Raw genomic sequence first — 17,758 nt, 5'->3', positions numbered from 1 at the left:
CTGAATTTAGGATTATTTTGGAAGCAGGGCATCTAAATCAGAAAGGCGGTAAAATTTAAGATCATTAAGTTTCATGTACTTGCAGACAAATTCGAGCGTTTCTATTTTGGTCTGATAATTTTCGGTAATTTCCTTTACAGGTTTATGACTGCACAAAATTAAGATCTTATTGTTCTTTTTGGCATAATCCAGTAATTCTAAAAGATACGGAATACTGAAATGAATATGGCTGTTATCAATATCAAAAGCAAACACAATTTTTGAATTGCTAAAATAACTGTCCTGTTTTTCAGGAGCATCACCTCCAAAAGCACGTCCTCGGATAATTTTAAATTTAGGGGATAATGCCTTATCAAGCGAATCCGATCTTTCGCCGTATGGATAAGCAAATGATGTGGTTATAAAAGACTTCTTTTTAAGAGATACAATCATAGGATCAATTTCCTGATCAAGATACTGCGGAATGCCGTTTTGCTGCACAAATTTTACAGCATTGTAATGATGATACCCGTGTCCGGCAATTTCATGCCCGTACTTTTGCATTTCAAGCAGCTTTTTAATCTGAGGCGCACCAATCGAATCAATTCGGCATACATTAAAAGTCGCTTTCCAGGCATATTTTTTTAAAACCTGATCTGCTTCGTACCATTCATCAACATACGCATCATCAAAAGACAAAATGACACCGGCTTTATACGGTTTTGGAGTAAACTCCGGTTTTTGTTTTTTGGTTTCACAGGAAAATAAGGTTAAGAACAATAAAAATAAAAGGGCTTTAGTAAAAAGTATCTTCATATATTTTTGAGGTTACAGATGAATGATTTTAGATATAATCTTACAATTCAAATATAGAAATTCTTTTTTAGTAATGATTGATTATTTAGTCTTAGACGTTAATTATTAATAATTTATATTTTGTTTTTAAAGCTGTTGTAATTGTGATGAACTGAAATAAAAAATAGGATTAAATTTGCATGATATGGAAGAACTATTGGAAATAATGTCCGGATATTATCCGCTGTCTCAAACGACCAAAGAAGCGTTACAGCCATTAGTGCAATACAAAAATATCAGGAAGAACGATTATTTTTTACAGGCAGGCGAAGTGCCTAAATATTATTATTTCCTGAACAAAGGATTGGCGGCGTATTATTTTATTTCGAAAGAAGGTGATACGGTTATCAAGAAATTCTTTTCAAATCAATCCCTTGTAGCCTCAACTTCGGCGATTATTCAGGAAATACCCAGTGAATTTTCTATAATTGCTTTAGAGGATTGCGATTACCTTCAGTTGCCGGCAAAACAATTCAGGGCATTATTCGAAAAACACCATGATCTGGCTATGTTTCAGCTGAAATATCTGGAACGAAACTGGGTGGTTGCCAAAGAAAATCTGGAAATTTCGCTAAAACATGAAGAAGCAAAAGAACGTTACCTTCAGTTTTTAGAAGAATATAAATCAATTCAAAACCGAATTAAACAGCACCAAATTGCTTCATTTCTGGGGATTACGCCCACACAATTGAGCCGTATAAAGAAAGAATTAAATTTATAAACGTCAACATATGTAAAGACTTTATAAACGGAATGGGCAGAAATTTGCAGCAACAACAATTCAAAATTATAAAGTTATGAAACTTATTTTCGTTTTTCTTTCCTTTCTAATCTCCGTTACAATTCAGGCCGGTACTATTGAAAACATTAAAGTTTACAGCCCTTCAATGAAAAGAGATATTAATGTAATTGTGGTGCTGCCATCAAATACAGCTCAATTGTCAAATACAGTTTATATTTTGCACGGATACACCGGAAATCCGCAGCGAACAATCGACAAAGACATTCCAACATTAAGCCGGCATGCCGATCATCAGCAGACGATTTTTGTACTGCCTGACGGAAACTTCAACAGCTGGTACGTAAATAGTCCCATAAACCCGAATTCGCAGTACGAAACCTTCGTAGGTTCTGAATTAGTACAATATATCGACAGTCATTACGCTGTAAAAAAAGACCGTAAGAACAGAGGATTATTTGGGTGGAGTATGGGCGGTTATGGTACACTTTTAATAGGAAGCCAGTTTAGCCAGACCTTTGGAATTCTGGGGAGTATCTGCGGTGCCCTTGATATTCGAACTTTTGGCAATGACTATCAGGTTGACAAAGTATTGGGCGCAAAAGGAAAACTTTGGGATGAATATGCGATCATTAACCGAATTGACTATTTCAAAAAAGGCGGCCAGCGTTTAATTCTGGACTGCGGCACCGAGGATATTCTGATTACTCAAAACAGAGCTTTTCATCAGTTGTTGACAGAAAACAAAATTCCGCATGACTATATTGAGCGTTTAGGAAAACACGACACCGCTTATTGGTCCGAAGCGGCCGAAGTACAGCTCGCTTATTTCGATACATTTTTTAATAAAATTTAACCCGTTGGGTGCAATTGTGTTTTCTAAGTAACATTTGAAAATTATAACACGGATAAAACAGATTTGCTTCGCAAAAACGCGGATATAACTGATTTATATATTAAATTTTAAAAAAATCCGTGAAAATCCGCGTCTTCGTGATAACGAATCCGTCTAATCCGCGTCAAAATATATAATTTTTGAATTACACCCAACGGATTAAAATTTAAACATTTTAACTGCCGGTTATTCAATGCGAAACCGACAGTTTTTTATTTTTTAAGTTTTAAAAATACAAAAAAGGTTTTCTGGCGCGGGATTATTTGTGTAAACTTGCATCCTCAATTATTTTTAGCAGCAGCTTTATTTCACAATTAAAATTCCAATTCATTTTTTAGGAATACTGTGCTTTAAACCCCATCAGAATTCTTCACTAAGATTCTATAAAAAATAAAACTTCATTTTGAAAAGACTTGAATTAAACAAACATATTACAAAACGCGAAGACCAGAGTCTCTCTTTTCGGGTTTACGATCTCACAAAAGAACATTTACAAAATTATTCTGAACCGCATAAAAAAGACCATTTCAGTATTATAATGGTAGAATCCGGAGAAGTTGAAATTCATCTGGAAGAAGAAATAATCCATCTAAAAGCAGGTAAAATTTCGCTGATATTTCCGGAGCAGATTTCGTATGTATCTTTAATTTCTTCTGAAATATCCGGTAAAATAATTCTGTTTGAAGAAATTTTATTTTGTTCCGATATTTTAAAGAACGAACTCCTTTCGTATAACGTAAACCTTTCATCGCATTTAAAATGCATCTTTTTATCGCCGTCAGAATTTGAACGTTCTAAAGCAATGGCAGGATTTATTGAAGAAATTTACTCAGATCCAAGCCTTATCCGCAAAGAACAGGGACGTTTTTATATTAAAATACTGCTTTTAGGATTAATTGAATCCGTTCACGGCCAGCATCCTGTTTTTCAGCATGAAAGCGATAAAACGCTTTATATTCGATTTAAAAAAATGCTCAACGAACGTTACAAAGAAGAAAAAACGGTTCAGTATTATGCTTCAAATCTGGCTGTTACGACCAAAAAACTAAACAGTATCACGAAGAAACACTGCGGCGAAACGGTTATCAATGCCATCCATAATCGTGTGCTGCAGGAAATTAAGAGATTATTGTTGTTTTCTGATCTTTCGCACAAACAAATTTCGCTCGAACTCGGGTTCAGTTCCCCTTCGGCACTGAATAAATTTGTCAAAAACAAACTCGACGAAACCCCCACGGAACTGCAGAAAGAACTGGCTCAAATTTATATCAAATAGACCTGATTGTATAACAGCACCGGCAATGCCCGCCCTACTTTTGTACTGTATTTAAACATAAAAATAAAGTAGAAATGAGCAAGTTATTTATTGCAGGAGAAGTTTTCCATGGAGCGGGAAGTCTTGAAGAGTTAAAAAACATAAAAGGAAGCAGAGCCGTAATCGTTACGGGCGGAAGCTCAATGAAAAAAAGCGGTTCGCTGGACAAAGCAGCTGCATATCTTAAAGAAGCCGGAATCGAAACCAAAATCTTTGAAGGAGTAGAAGAAGACCCGTCATCTGAAACTTGTTTTAAAGGTGCAGAATTAATGAAAAGCTTTCAGCCGGACTGGATTATTGGTTTAGGAGGATGCTCGGCAATCGATGCGGCAAAAATGATGTGGGTTTTCTACGAATACCCGGATGCAGATTTCGAAGCGATGATTAAACCGTTTAACGTTCCGGTTTTACGCCAGAAAGCTAAATTTATCGCTATTCCGTCTACCAGTGGAACAGGGACTGAAACTACAGGTCTTGCTGTAATTACAGACCGCGAAAAAGGGGTTAAATACCCAATTGTTTCTTACGAACTTACTCCGGATATTGCAATTGTCGATGGTGAAATCTGTGCTTCTATGCCGGCACATGTAACATCAAATACAGGATTAGATGCTTTAACGCACTGTGTAGAAGCGTATGTTTCGAATATCGACAACAATTACGCTGATGTTCTTTCTAAAGGCGGACTTGAAATTGTTTTTAATAATTTAAAAGAAGCGGTACAGAATCCGGCAAACATTCAGGCGCGTCAGAATATGCACGATGCTTCGTTTATGGCAGGGCTTGCGTTTAATAATGCCTGGTTAGGAATTGTACACTCATTATCGCATCAGGTTGGAGCATTATACGGTATTCCTCACGGTGCATCAAATGCGATTTTTTTGCCAAACGTAATCCGTTATAATGCAAAAGAAAGCAGCCGTTTCCCTGATTTGGCAAAAGTAATCGGGAAAGAAACAGCAGAAGATTTAGCGCAGGCAGTTGAAAACCTGAGAGCCGATGTAAACAATCAGGCCGCAATTAAAGAATTCGGAATTTCACGCGAAGACTGGGATAAAAACCTTGACTTTATTGCCAACAATGCATTCCTTGATCCTTGTACAGGTTTCAATCCTAGAAAACCTACTGTAGAAGAATTGAAGGATATTTATAATGCATGTTACGAAGGACTTGTTTATACTGAAAACTAATTATAGATTTCTTTAGAATTTAATTTAGAAAAGAGCTGTCAATTTCCGACAGCTCTTTTTTTATTTAAGAAATATGCTTTTAAAGTTGTAGTTGTAAAATGTTAGTAATTAGTTGTTTAAGTGAAATAAAAGAAGAAAGCCCGAATTTGCTGGATTTTTTATCATTCCGGAAATAGAATATTTGGGATAAACGACACGTTTTTAGTTAATTATGAAAAATTTAACATACCCGACATGGGAATTGTATAAAATTTGTCCATAATTTTGCAACATCGAAATCGAGTATAAGTGATTGAAGATGAAAACCCTAAACTACTATTTAACTTAATTGACTGTGCGAATGAGAATATTTTTTTTAGTGCTTTTTGTTTCTTTGTGTTCTTTTACCACCTACAATGTAACTGACAGAGAAGAAGAGATTTTAACTGAACTTGAGTTTAACAGACTTACTGAACATGTAAAAGAAATTAAAACTTTTACTTCTGAAAACAACAAATACAGCAAAAAAATTGCCTTTCTAGTAGATATGAGAATCAAATCTGGAAAAAACCGTTTTTTTGTTTACGACCTTCAAAATGATAAAATACTGGATCAGGGACTTGTTGCTCATGGCAGCGGTTCAGAAACAGCAGTGAGGGGAGATTTAAAATTCAGTAACCTTCCAAATTCCAACTGCACTTCATTAGGCAGATATTCTATTGAGAAATCATACAAAGGAATATTCGGAAAAGCTTTCAGACTTATTGGCCTTGACGACACTAACAACAATGCTTTAAAAAGAGCGATTGTACTGCACTATTATTCTGCGGTTCCTTATGATGAGCAGGATTATTACATTTCTAACAGCCACGGCTGTCCAATGGTAAATGAAACTTTCTTTAAAAGACTTGAAAAAATAATCGAAGGTTCTGATTCAAAAATCATGCTTTCAGTATATTATTAATCGATAGCATATAACTTATAAAACGAAAAGAGCCTTTTTTTTAAAGGCTCTTTTTTTGTAGCTATAGTTTCGTTTAGAAAACAGCCTCGGCAGAGGAAAATATTTATAAAAATAATGAATATCAAAAATGATAAGCTCCGTAGGAACGGTATATAAATTTATAGCATTAAACCCGATAAGTTTTGTGCGATATAAATATTTCACTCCGCCCTGACTGTTTATATTATATATATTGTTATTTTGGTACAATCTATTCCTGACTTCAAAAAAGTGATAGTGCCGCACCGAATAACAGAAACAGTTCAGTAACCGCCATGAAGAAAAAACTTTTTATTCTTTTTAGTTTTATCATAATTACAGGATGCAAAAATCCAGAAAGCGAACCCGCTATAGTCGATTCTGCTTTAAAAACTATGTCACGATACGATGGCGGTAATTTTTTGAAGGCACCTGTTTATATCATTAATAAGGATTATGTGATCTATCAGGATCAATATACTCATAATGTTATACATCCCGATCTGGCATCTTTCAGAATAGAAAAAAAGCAGTATTCCGGTTTTGCATTTGATAAAAACGGAGTTTACATGAGCGGGCAGTTCATTAAAACAGACACTACAGGATTTGTTGAATTAGGTACTAATAAAGACAAGGACCTTTTGTGGAAAACAAAAGACAAAGTTTTCAGAAACACAACCGAATTAAAAGATATTGATGCCGCTACATTCCAGCTTAATCGGTATCAGCCTTTTAATTACCGTGAAGACGTTAAGTATTTCAAAGACAAAAATTTCATCTATTATTTTGATAAAAAAATTGAAGGTTCTGACGGATCTAGTGCAAACACCAGTTCGAATGATTTCTGTCATGATAAAAAGTACATCTATTCACTTGGAGAAATTGCAGTATACGGAAAAGAACCCATTCAATATGTAAATTTTCATTTTGCTAAAACAGAAAAACAGGTGTTTAGCAAAGGAAATGTGGTGCACGATTTAAATCCCGATTTTTTAACAGCGCTGTCGGGTAATTATGCGTTGTACAAAAATCAAATTTATTACGGAACTCAAAAGACATCGATCAAGGTTAAAGATGTAAATAAAATCAAAGTCTGGCACAACGGCGATGAAGATGATTACATAACCAATGGAACTGATATTTTCTATCATGGTATTAAATTAGAAGGAAAATACGATCTTGCTTCATTTGGATTTTTTGCCCATACATTGTTTTTTTACGATAAAAACGGCATTTACGAACAAAAAGAGGTGAAAGGTAAAAAAGATGTTATTAACAAAATTCCTTTTGATTATACCGAAAAAGTAAGTACAGCCAATGCATTTGCAAACAGATATGAAGAGCTTGTTTTTTATAAAAATGAAGCATATTCATCGCGTACTGAAGATATGTATGACGATTTAAGCCCAAAGCAGTTAGAAATTGCAAAAACACAGAAAAAATGTCTGGGTGCTATTGACGGAAGCAATACCGTTATCATCGATAATGCTTTTAGTAACAGAGAGGGTCGTATTTATTTGGCAGATAAACGAACCCGTTTTGATGCATCAACTTTTACAACTTTAGAAATATATCGCTATTACAAAGACAAAAATGTGGTATTCTATGTTGATGATTATGAGGGAATACAAAAAATGTACGATGTAGATGTAAATTCAGCCATGACGTTTAATGGCTTTTTAACAGATAAAAACTATTTGTATTACAGAAATAAAAGAATTATTAAAAGCAGCGGTATCGAACTGCTGGCTGTTTTTGAAGGATACAGAAAAGGCTGCGGTATTGATTCCAATCCGGTTTCAGATTTTTATCTATTTAAAAATACAGAAGGATTCTGGCTTGTAAAAACTTCAAAAGACATTTCATACCGATTCCTCGGAAAAGTATTCGACCGCACATGGGATTTGTCTTTTGAAACAATTGACCTTCCCGAAAAATACGGAAACCCAAGAACCACAAAACTTCAAAAACCGGCTGCTGTACAAGAAAAGATCTCAGATAACGAAGTGTATAGAACAGAAGATCTCAATATCAGACCTGATTTTCCCGGTGGGATTAATAAGTTTTACCAATTTTTGAAAAAGAATTATGTGATCCCTAAAATTCTTATCGATGATGATGAAGCATCTTTAAGAGGTGTTTTTGCCAGTTTTATAATTGAAAAAGACGGAAGTCTTTCTGATATCAAAATTGTTAGAGATTTTGGTTACGGAACAGGCAAAGAATTAGAAAGGGTTTTAAAAACATCTCCAGCGTGGATTCCGGCGGTAAGGGACGGAAAAAGGGTGAGATGTTTATATTCTGTACCGTATTATGTAAGCAGATAATCAAAAACCAATTCTCATTGTATAGGTATACAGGCATCTTACGAGCTTTCCTTTGTCTTTTGCAGGTTTCCATTTTGGCATAAGTTTCATTACCCTTATGGCTTCTTTTCCGGAGCCATAACCATAATCACGTAATATTTTGATATTGGTTAATTCGCCATTTTTTTCAATTACAAAAGTTAGGTAAACTTTTCCTTTTAGCTTTTCGCCCTCGTCTTTTGGAGCTTTAAATTTTTTCTGTACAAATTTTTCCAGTTTTTCAGAACCGCCCGGATATTCCGGTTTTTCCTCTAATGAATAAGTATTATGTATATAAGAATCAGTATCAATGAATTCGTTATTTAGTTTGAAACCTAAGCCTTTACTTAGATTATTTCCTAAATATTTAATTTTAGCCGTATCCGAAAGCAGCACAAGCCAATATCCTTCGCTGTTTTTAAAAAGAAAATAATCAGATATTGGTGTGGTATCCATACCGCAGCCGGGTCTGTATCCTGCAAAAGAATCCAGAAGAACAGCATCTTTACTTTTAATCAGCCTGTATTTTTTATTATAGATATAATCTTTATCTGCCAGAAAACCGTGAAAATTAGTTACGGTTTGCGCATCGATGCCTTTTATAGTCAGCAGTTTTTCGCGCTGATAAAAATCGCGGTCATAATAATAAAGATGGTTCTTATCCTTATAAAAGTTTGAAATACGTTCAAATGCAGCAGCATCGGCACTGGTTTCCTTGTCATTACAGTATATTTTATTATTGGCTTTGTATAGCATATAATCAAATACCACTGCTTCTGTAAGTTCGCCATTAACCTGTTTAAAATCGAGATTGTTTTTTGCAGCACGATCAAGTTGTGCCGCAGTTAAATTTTTAAATACTTTTTGTGCTGAAGGATCAAACGCCTCATTTTTGCAGATTAAAAATCGTGACTTTGAATTATAAGATAAATTTTCTAACGTAAAGTTTTGATCGTACGAAAAAGGAATTTTCGTTTTAACTCTTTTATGCTCTTTCTCATTCAATTTAAACCAATAAATACCATTTTTATCGTAAACAAATGGTTTGTCAGGCAGTACGCCAAAGGTTTCTGCATCATAATCTGAACCATATAATTCAACGCCTGAAAAAATACGAATACCGTCAGTAAGAAAAGCCCCCATGCTGTTGCCCCAAACCTTTACATTTTTAAAATCAGCAGGTAATACAGGCGTTTTGGCTTGATAATAATAAACAAAATTTTTGTCCATCGAATAAAATAGAGACAAGGGTTTTATAGAAGCTGCATCCATAAACGGAATGACTTTAGGGAACTCTAAAGTTAAAACTTCTTTTGAAGTTTTCATTAAAACAGCATTTACAGAACGAAGCGTATCTCCTTTATACAATCCAATTTTCCCGTCGATGTATACATAATTTTTATCGTAAATCGCATTGATTTGTATAGGAGTTGAGACAGAGGCCATATCGAGACCTTCTATTTTTTTAAAGTCGTAATAAATACAATTTTTGTCTTTGAAATAACTATTTTGCGAGGAGGCTCCTGCAGCTGTAAAGGTTTCAAGATCAAAATCACCTTCAATTTCGATATTGTTTCGAAATAATTTATGCTTTGTTTTCCATATCACTTCTCTTTCTTCACCATAGTTGGTGGTATATAATGAAGAAATAATCTTAAATCCCGTTGTATCCGTTTTTATTAAACGTCCTTTGTAGTAAATCCCTTTTTTATCAAGAGCAAAAGCCCCCTCATAATTAGGATACGGAATCCTGAATGATTTCATATCTGCTTTTAATTTTACCTGATTCCTGCCTTGTAAAAAAATCACATAATTTTTAGTTTTGATGTACAAGGTCTCATTGTAAAGCGAAGGTTGTAATGTAAGTGAAGTATCTACGATAGGATCTTTGATCTCATAAAAGCCTTCGTTTTGTGCAAAACTTACATGAGATATCAAAAGCAGGATTATAAAAAAGAGTACAGATTTATACATAAAAATATATTGGTTGCATTTATATATAATGAGGGCAATTTATAAAAAAAGGTTGGGAGAGAAGCAGATTTTTTTAGATGGTTATAAAATTGTTTCAGAAGTATTAAACCCGGCAGGTTTTTAATGGTGATAATATTTCACTCCGAAGGAAGTTTTTTCATAGGTATATAAATTAATTAGCTGTGTGCTATTATATACAGCCCCAGAGGGGCTGTATATTTATATAAAATAATAAAATACCAAAGATAGTAAAGCTCCGTAGGAGCGGTATACAAATTTCAAACAGTAACTATAATGGACCTTTATGAAACCCCAATCGCAGCTTCGAGCATTAGATAATGAAGATCAGTATTTTTTACAAAAGGTTTCAGCAGTTCGCTTCCCGGACCAAACGCGGCCAGTTCTACATAATCTCCGGAATGATCCATACTAATCCAGCCAATGTTATTGTGTTTCTTCTGAATTTCAGAATACGCTTTAAAAGGCAGTTTTTTATAATTGTACAAACCGCCTTCCTGTTTTTCCAGACCCGAATAAAAATCCAGCAGATGTTTCGCTTCATCATCCGTCAGGCTTATTTTGTTCGTTTCGTAAATCAAGTCTTTAATCTGCTGTAAATTAAAATCAGCGTGAATGGAGTTTAAGATATATTCGTTTGTGTATTTATAATTTGCAATGCTGTTGAAATTTTTCGTAGCATTTGTACCGTAAATCTGCCCCGGATTTGCATTTCCGTGATCTGTAGTAATAATAACCAGTGTTTCTTTATCCTTTTCTGCAAAATCAATTACGGCTTTTACCGCTTCGTCAAAAGCCAGCTGATCGTGAATTAATGCTGCAATATCATTTGCATGCGCAGCCCAGTCTACTTTTCCGCCCTCAATAAGAAGAACAAAACCTTTATCATGATCTTTCAGCTGCTTAATCGCTGCCGTACTCATATCAGCAAGAGTAGGTGTGTTTTGCAATTCCGGAATATTAGTCCGGTCAATAGTATACGGAAGTGCACCCGTATTAAAAACCCCCAGCGTTTTGGCTCCTTTTTTCAAATTATCCAAACCTGATTTGTCATTTAAAATCTGATACCCTTTCTGTTCGTAGATTTTATAAATGTCTTTTTTATCTCCTCTTTTAGAAGGATTAAAAAATTCATCGCCGCCGCCCATCAAAACATCAATACCCAGATCAGCATACATTTCGGCAATTTCATTTTCGGCGTTTCGGCTGTCAGAGTTCACGCAGAAACCCGCCGGAGTTGCATGTGTAATTGTAACTGTAGTCACACAGCCCGCTTTTTTACCCGCATTTTTAAACTTCTGCCATATCGGAAGGTATTTTTCACCATTCGGACCCACATTTAAAACTCCGTTTTTCACACGATGTCCGCCTCCGAAAGAAGAACTAGCCGCTGCTGAATCTGTTACCGTAGAACTCGCCGAAGCTGTATCCATTAAAGCCCTTACAACCTTATTTTCGGCATAAAGATTCATCCAGTTCCCATTTTTTCCTAAAATATTCTGAGAATATAAATTAGCCATTTGCAGCGTTCCGGTGCTCATTCCGTCGCTTACCATGAATATAATGTTTTTAGCTTTTTTACTTTTTTTTGAGATGGATTCTAAGTCATTCGAAAGAACCACAGATGGACTAAGAGTGAAAAGTCCGGCCAATACTGAAGAGCCTTTTAAAAATCTACGCCTGTTCATTGATAATGTGTTTTAAATAGGCAGTAAATTAAACACATTTTTCTTAATTACTGAAACTTTGTTGCATTAAATAATTGTTGTTTTTTCACTATTTACACTATTCCGCACAGAATTGTATAATATGTCTATGGTTTTGACTGATGTGTCCATTTAAAAAAAAAGCATTCTGTATAATTTTATTTTCAGTTAAGTCAGTAAATGTTTCACTTAAATATTTGTTAGATTTTTTGTTTGGTTTGTTAGACAGGGAGATTAAAGAGCTAATCTCCCTACTTTTTTATCTGCCTCAGTCGAATGAATATTGATAATTTATAAATGCGATTATATGAAAAGAGATTACCCTAAAATTAAAAACTGTACTTCTTTAAAAAAGAGCATTCTTTTTTTTGTACTCCTTTTGCTTTTTACTCCCGATATATACGGAAACAGCGAAAAAACAAAAAGTGCCCAGGCAGTACTGGAAAGACTTATTGGCAGTCGTGCCAGTGAGTTTGAGTTAAGTCTTATCGAAGATCAAAACCGAAAAGATGCTGATTGGTTTGAAATTGAAACTACTGCTGATAAAGTAAAAATCAAAGGAGCAACAAATACAGCGATTTGTTATGCAGCCTATAATTTTTTAAGAGACATTGGCGCTGTTTTAGTCAGCTGGGAAGGAAACAGGATCAATCTCCCTAAAACATGGCCTCACTATTCTAAAAAAGGAACCACACCTTTTAAGTATAGAGAATATCTCAATGCCTGCACATTTGGCTACACAACGCCCTGGTGGGACTGGAAACGCTGGGAACAGGAAATTGACTGGATGGCGCTGCACGGAATCAACCTGCCTACTGCAATGGAAGGTCAGGAAGCCGTATGGCAGCAATTATGGAAAGAATACGGCTTAACTGATTTACAGCTGCAGGAACATTTTGCAGGTCCGGCTTTTTTGCCTTGGCAGCGCATGGGAAATATCAATACACTCGAAGGACCTTTGCCACAGGCATTTATTAGTAAAAAAGAAGAACTTCAGAAAAAAATATTGCAAAGAATGCACTCATTAGGCATACATCCTGTTGTTCCGGCATTCAGCGGTTATGTACCGAAAGCTTTTGCAGAAAAACATCCCGAAGCCAAAATTAGCGAACTAAAATCCTGGTCGGGCGGCGGATTTGCCAGTACATTTTTACTGGATTCAAAAGATCCTCTTTTCAAAAAATTAGGCCGTCGTTTTATCGAAATTTATACGCAGATGTACGGAGAATCCGGTTTTTACTTAGCCGATTCTTTCAACGAAATCAGACCTCCGGTTTCGGAAGAAAACAAATATGAAGAACTCGCTAATTATGGAAGCGCCATTTTCGAAACCATACACGAAGCTTCTCCAAATGCAGTCTGGGTAATGCAGGGATGGCTTTTTGGCGATGATAAAGAATTTTGGACCAAAGAAGCAACGAGTGCTTTTTTAAGTAAAGTGCCAAATGACCGTCTTATGGTTCAGGATTACGCTAATGACCGTTATAAAGTATGGGAAAATCAGGAAGCTTTTTACGGTAAACAATGGACATACGGTTATGTACATAATTATGGAGGATCAAATCCGGTTTATGGAGATCTTAGTTTTTATAAAAATGAATTGACCAGTTTATTGAAACATCCGCACAAAGGCAATTTAGTGGGATATGGTGCCATGCCCGAAGGATTGAACAACAATTCAATCGTATATGAATTTATTTATGACCTTCCGTGGAGTCATGGCGAACAACCGCTGGAAGACTGGATGAAGAACTACCTGAATGCGAGATACGGAAAAACTTCAGAATCTGTTTCTCAGGCATGGCAGCTTTTACTGGAATCCGTTTACAGTACCAAATACTGGGAAACCCGCTGGTGGAAAGACAGGGCAGGAGCTTATTTGTTTTTTAAAAGACCTACAGCCGAAATAACCGAGTTTAAAGGAAATCCCGGTGACAAGGAAAAACTGAAACAAGCTTTGGATATTTTAAGTAAAGAAGCCAAAAATTACGATAAAAAGAATCTCATTCAGTATGATGTAATTGATGCGGCAAGACATTATTACTCACTTTGTATCGACGAAGAATTAATAGAATGTATAAAAGCATACAATGAGAAAGATATTGAAAAGGGTGACAAGCTGTTTAAACAAATAGAAAAACAGGCTTTGGATATAGACAATATCATGATCGGCCAGCCATTGAACAGTCTGGACAATTGGGTAAAAACAGCATCAGATTACGGAACTTCTTCTGCCGAATCTAAATTGTATGTAAAAAATGCCAAAACCTTAATTACACTTTGGGGCGGAGCAGGACATTTAAATGATTACGCTTCCAGATCGTGGCGCGGCATGTACAAAGGTTTTTACTGGCCTAGATGGAAAATGTTTCTTGAAGCCTATAAAAAATCGATAGTTGAAAATACGCCGTTTGATGAAACAAAAGAAAGAGAAACAATCAAAAATTGGGAAATTAAATGGTCTCAATTAAAAAAATAAATACCAAGCAGGTCTTTATTACGTATATGAATAAAAAAATCAGGGATTATTTATGCAGCAGCATTCAAAAATCATCACGAAGCACACAAACGAATTACGAAATCGATTTAATTAATAAGTTTTGGATTATATAATTTTATAAAAGCAAATTTACGAGCCCCCGTCTTTACTGGCTTTAAAGGATTTATCCATGTTTATGAATAACATGTCCATTCAGCCGCATAGCTTTACTACTAATTTCGTCAGTACTATTTAACCAATTAACCAAAAAAAAGATGGAAAAACTTAAACTTTTATTATTAGCCTTTTTTCTTGGCTTCTCCATTAATACCTGGGCACAAAAAACAGAAGTGTCCGGTGTTGTTCTAGATGAGAAAGGAATCCCGTTACCAGCAGCAAATGTGCTTGAAAAGGGTACAGCCAATACTATTGTAACCGATTTTGATGGAAAATTTAGAATGTCAGTTTCAAACAAAAATGCGACATTGGTAATTTCATTTATTGGATTTGAAGATTTAAATTTAAAGCTGGACGGAACCAAAACGAATTACTCAGTTAAATTACAGCCTAATACTATGAACCTTGAGCAGGTAGTTGTAGTAGGTTACGGAAAAGGATCTCGTAAAAACCTGACCACTTCTGTTACATCTGTAAAAGCCGAAGAATTAAATAAAGGAGCCATCAGCGATGTAGGACAGCTTTTGCAGGGTAAAGTTTCGGGATTAAATATTTCATCGAGCGGCGACCCTACAAAAACAGCTTCGGTTGTATTGCGTGGTGCATCAACTTTAAATAGTTCACAAGGACCATTTTATGTAGTCGACGGTGTTCCGGGAGTAGATATTTCGATTATTCCGCCGGATGATATTGCAACTATCGATGTATTAAAAGATGCCGCTGCAACCGCTATTTATGGTAACCGTGCTGCAAACGGGGTTATTATGGTAACAACCAAAAAAGGAAGCAAAGACAGAACTCAGATTGTATACAACGGCTATTATGGTTTTGAAGAAGTTTCAAATCAGCTTAATATGATGAATGCTGATCAGCTGAGAGACTTTACAACAAGAAACAATTTAAACTTTACGCCTGAAAATGATAAAGGAGCCAATACTGACTGGCAGAAGGCAATTTTAAGACCTAAACGTGCCGTTTCGAGCAGCCACAATATCTCGATGAGCGGAGGCGGACAGCATGGAAATTATACAGCAAGTTTAACGTCTCTGCAAAAAGAAGGGGTAATGCTGAAAAGTGATTTCTCTCGTGTTATTGCTCGTTTATCTGTAGAACAATATGCTTTTGAAGATAAAGTAAAATTCGGTTTAAACGTTACCAATTCTACTACAGAATATGTAAATGTACCGCAGAGAAACACAGCTCTTTTACAGGCAGTAAGTTATCTTCCGGTTTCTCCGGTTAAAAATCCTGACGGAAGTTTTTACGAAAACTTTGTAAGTCCGGGTTATTTTAACCCTGTGGCATTAATCGAACACGGAACAGATGAAACCAAAACCAATAACCTGGTAGGGAATTTTACAACAGAAATTAAACTTCCTTTTGGATTCACATACAATTTGAACCTTGCGCATCAAAAATTGACCACTTCTCACGGAGAATTCTATGACAGCTATTATTCTCAGTACAACAGTGCCAATTTTTACAACAATCCAGATCCGCCTTTGACTAAAACACTGGTTAACTTTGGGGTAAATGGTTCAGCATTGCGTAATTCGTATGAAAATACAAACAACATTATCGAAAGTTTCTTAACATGGGACAAATCATTAGGCAGTCATAAAATAAAAGCCGTTTTGGGTTACTCATGGCAGGAAAATACGTTAGGAGACGGTTTTCAGGCAACTACAACCAACTTTCCTGTAAACAATGTAGGATATAATAACCTGGCATTAAGCAACTACACATCAGTTAACGGTTATGTAGTAAATTTTGGAGACAGTAAAGCGTATCAAAAAACGCGTTTAATTGCAGAATTTGCCCGTTTTAATTACAACTACAAAGACAAATACCTGTTGCAGGGAACAATTAGAAAAGATGGAGGATCGATGTTTGGTGCAAACAACCGCTGGGGATATTTCCCATCTGTAGGAGCTGCATGGAGAGTTGATAAAGAAAGTTTTATGCAGAACCAAAACTTGTTCAGCGATTTAAAATTCCGTGGAAGTTACGGGGTAACAGGAAACTCTTCAGGATTTAATGCTTACACAGCACAGTTTATTTCTGGAAGTTTGGGAACTTTTTATTACAACGGACAGCAAATGGGAGCATACGGTCCAAATCAGGCAGCAAATCCGGATTTGAAATGGGAAAAAACTGCTACAACAAACATTGGTGTTGATTTCGCTTTCCTAAAAGGAAGAATCTCAGGTTCTGTTGATGTATACGACAAGAAAACAACCGATATGATTTTTAACTATGCCGTAAATCCTGTACTGGTTCCGGTAGGTACAATTGTGGCAAACGGCGGTATCATGTCGAACAAAGGTATCGAGGTAACTTTAAGTGCTACTCCGGTTAAAACAGCAGATTTCAGCTGGTCTACCAACCTGAATTTAGCAAGTAATAAAAATAAAATCGTGAAATTGACAAATCCGTTCTTTATTGGCGGCGATTCTATCCGAAGAGTACAGCCTGACGGAGGCGGACAAACAGGAAGCACGCTTCAGATTTTTAAAGAAGGAAAACCGCTTGGACAATTCTTTACACTAAAATACGCAGGAAAAAATGCCGACGGTGTTTCACAATATTACGATAAAAACGGCGAACTGACTACTACACCATTAATTGGAGTAGATTACCATTATGCAGGAAGTGCGCAGCCAAAACTATTATTAGGATGGGGCAACACTTTTCAGTACAAAAAATTTGATTTGAATATTTTCTTCAGAGGAGTATTTGGCAACAAAATTTTCAATGCAACACGTGCTGATTTATTCAGACCGAGTACCGCAATGACCAATAATATTCTGGTAGATGCCGGAAACGAATCACCAAATGACCTTAATGCTTACAAATATTCGTCACGTTTTATAGAAGACGGCAGTTACCTGCGATTAGACAACATGACCCTAGGGTACAATTTTGGAAAAGTGGGCAGATTTATTCAAAACATACGTATTTATGAGACTATAAATAATCTGTTCGTTATTACCAAATACTCAGGAATTGATCCGGAAGTCGAACAAGGGGGAACAGCTCCGGGTGTAGATTCGAACAACTTCTATCCAAAAACCAGAACATTTTTGTTTGGTTTAAATGTGATCTTCTAAAAATTAAATCGTAAA

The 17,758-nt window shown here is 35.7% G+C and carries 11 protein-coding genes; 8 read left to right on the top strand and 3 right to left on the bottom strand.

All coding sequences use genetic code 11. The annotated features are described in order from the left end of the window. Window positions 1–12: 12 nt before the first annotated feature. Window positions 13–795: a polysaccharide deacetylase family protein gene (locus OZP11_RS04245; protein WP_281233981.1), complete on the bottom strand. Its 783-nt coding sequence runs from the start codon at window positions 793–795 to the stop codon at window positions 13–15. Between the two features lie 184 nt (window positions 796–979). Here OZP11_RS04245 and OZP11_RS04240 point away from each other — a divergent pair, with 184 nt between their 5' ends. From OZP11_RS04240 to OZP11_RS04215, 6 genes are all read left to right on the top strand, one after another. After that, a complete protein-coding gene (locus OZP11_RS04240; RefSeq protein ID WP_281233980.1) occupies window positions 980–1,555 on the top strand; it encodes a Crp/Fnr family transcriptional regulator in 576 nt (191 codons plus the stop codon). A 76-nt stretch (window positions 1,556–1,631) separates the two neighbouring features. Then, window positions 1,632–2,429 carry an alpha/beta hydrolase gene (locus OZP11_RS04235; RefSeq protein WP_281233979.1) on the top strand — a complete coding sequence of 266 codons (798 nt, stop codon included), beginning with the start codon at window positions 1,632–1,634 and terminating at the stop codon, window positions 2,427–2,429. A 442-nt stretch (window positions 2,430–2,871) separates the two neighbouring features. After that, window positions 2,872–3,744, top strand: coding sequence for an AraC family transcriptional regulator (locus tag OZP11_RS04230; RefSeq protein WP_281233978.1), 873 nt, complete (start codon window positions 2,872–2,874; stop codon window positions 3,742–3,744). 74 nt (window positions 3,745–3,818) lie between these two features. Then, a complete protein-coding gene (locus OZP11_RS04225; protein ID WP_281233977.1) occupies window positions 3,819–4,973 on the top strand; it encodes an iron-containing alcohol dehydrogenase in 1,155 nt (384 codons plus the stop codon). 340 nt (window positions 4,974–5,313) lie between these two features. Next, window positions 5,314–5,916: a murein L,D-transpeptidase catalytic domain-containing protein gene (locus tag OZP11_RS04220; RefSeq protein WP_281233976.1), complete on the top strand. Its 603-nt coding sequence runs from the start codon at window positions 5,314–5,316 to the stop codon at window positions 5,914–5,916. Window positions 5,917–6,230: 314 nt separating this feature from the next. Then, the gene (locus tag OZP11_RS04215) at window positions 6,231–8,261 is read left to right on the top strand and encodes a DKNYY domain-containing protein (protein ID WP_281233975.1); all 2,031 of its coding nucleotides are present in this window, start codon (window positions 6,231–6,233) and stop codon (window positions 8,259–8,261) included. On the opposite strand, the gene OZP11_RS04210 is transcribed toward OZP11_RS04215, so the two are convergent. Together OZP11_RS04210 and OZP11_RS04205 are read right to left on the bottom strand one after the other, a co-directional pair. Next, window positions 8,262–10,253, bottom strand: a complete 1,992-nt coding sequence (locus OZP11_RS04210) for a DKNYY domain-containing protein (RefSeq protein ID WP_281233974.1) — start codon at window positions 10,251–10,253, stop codon at window positions 8,262–8,264. A gap of 302 nt (window positions 10,254–10,555) precedes the next feature. Continuing rightward, on the bottom strand, window positions 10,556–11,959 hold the full coding sequence (locus tag OZP11_RS04205; protein WP_281233973.1) for an alkaline phosphatase: 1,404 nt from the start codon (window positions 11,957–11,959) through the stop codon (window positions 10,556–10,558). A gap of 325 nt (window positions 11,960–12,284) precedes the next feature. Here OZP11_RS04205 and OZP11_RS04200 point away from each other — a divergent pair, with 325 nt between their 5' ends. Together OZP11_RS04200 and OZP11_RS04195 are read left to right on the top strand one after the other, a co-directional pair. Beyond that, on the top strand, window positions 12,285–14,456 hold the full coding sequence (locus OZP11_RS04200; protein ID WP_281233972.1) for an alpha-N-acetylglucosaminidase: 2,172 nt from the start codon (window positions 12,285–12,287) through the stop codon (window positions 14,454–14,456). A 275-nt stretch (window positions 14,457–14,731) separates the two neighbouring features. Then, a complete protein-coding gene (locus OZP11_RS04195; protein ID WP_281233971.1) occupies window positions 14,732–17,743 on the top strand; it encodes a SusC/RagA family TonB-linked outer membrane protein in 3,012 nt (1,003 codons plus the stop codon). Window positions 17,744–17,758: the final 15 nt, after the last annotated feature.

Origin of the sequence: Flavobacterium gelatinilyticum (genome assembly GCF_027111295.1) — a bacterium.
Lineage (GTDB): Bacteria > Bacteroidota > Bacteroidia > Flavobacteriales > Flavobacteriaceae > Flavobacterium > Flavobacterium gelatinilyticum.
Note: the sequence above shows the minus strand (reverse complement) of the source record. Positions and strands in the feature narration are given on the sequence as shown.

Bases quoted from the DNA above. Each gene is read 5' to 3' on its own strand.
- OZP11_RS04245 (WP_281233981.1), bottom strand. From the start codon at position 795: ATGAAGATACTTTTTACTAAAGCCCTTTTATTTTTATTGTTCTTAACC.
- OZP11_RS04240 (WP_281233980.1), top strand. From the start codon at position 980: ATGGAAGAACTATTGGAAATAATGTCCGGATATTATCCGCTGTCTCAA.
- OZP11_RS04235 (WP_281233979.1), top strand. From the start codon at position 1,632: ATGAAACTTATTTTCGTTTTTCTTTCCTTTCTAATCTCCGTTACAATT.
- OZP11_RS04225 (WP_281233977.1), top strand. From the start codon at position 3,819: ATGAGCAAGTTATTTATTGCAGGAGAAGTTTTCCATGGAGCGGGAAGT.
- OZP11_RS04220 (WP_281233976.1), top strand. From the start codon at position 5,314: ATGAGAATATTTTTTTTAGTGCTTTTTGTTTCTTTGTGTTCTTTTACC.
- OZP11_RS04215 (WP_281233975.1), top strand. From the start codon at position 6,231: ATGAAGAAAAAACTTTTTATTCTTTTTAGTTTTATCATAATTACAGGA.
- OZP11_RS04210 (WP_281233974.1), bottom strand. From the start codon at position 10,253: ATGTATAAATCTGTACTCTTTTTTATAATCCTGCTTTTGATATCTCAT.
- OZP11_RS04205 (WP_281233973.1), bottom strand. From the start codon at position 11,959: ATGAACAGGCGTAGATTTTTAAAAGGCTCTTCAGTATTGGCCGGACTT.
- OZP11_RS04200 (WP_281233972.1), top strand. From the start codon at position 12,285: ATGAAAAGAGATTACCCTAAAATTAAAAACTGTACTTCTTTAAAAAAG.
- OZP11_RS04195 (WP_281233971.1), top strand. From the start codon at position 14,732: ATGGAAAAACTTAAACTTTTATTATTAGCCTTTTTTCTTGGCTTCTCC.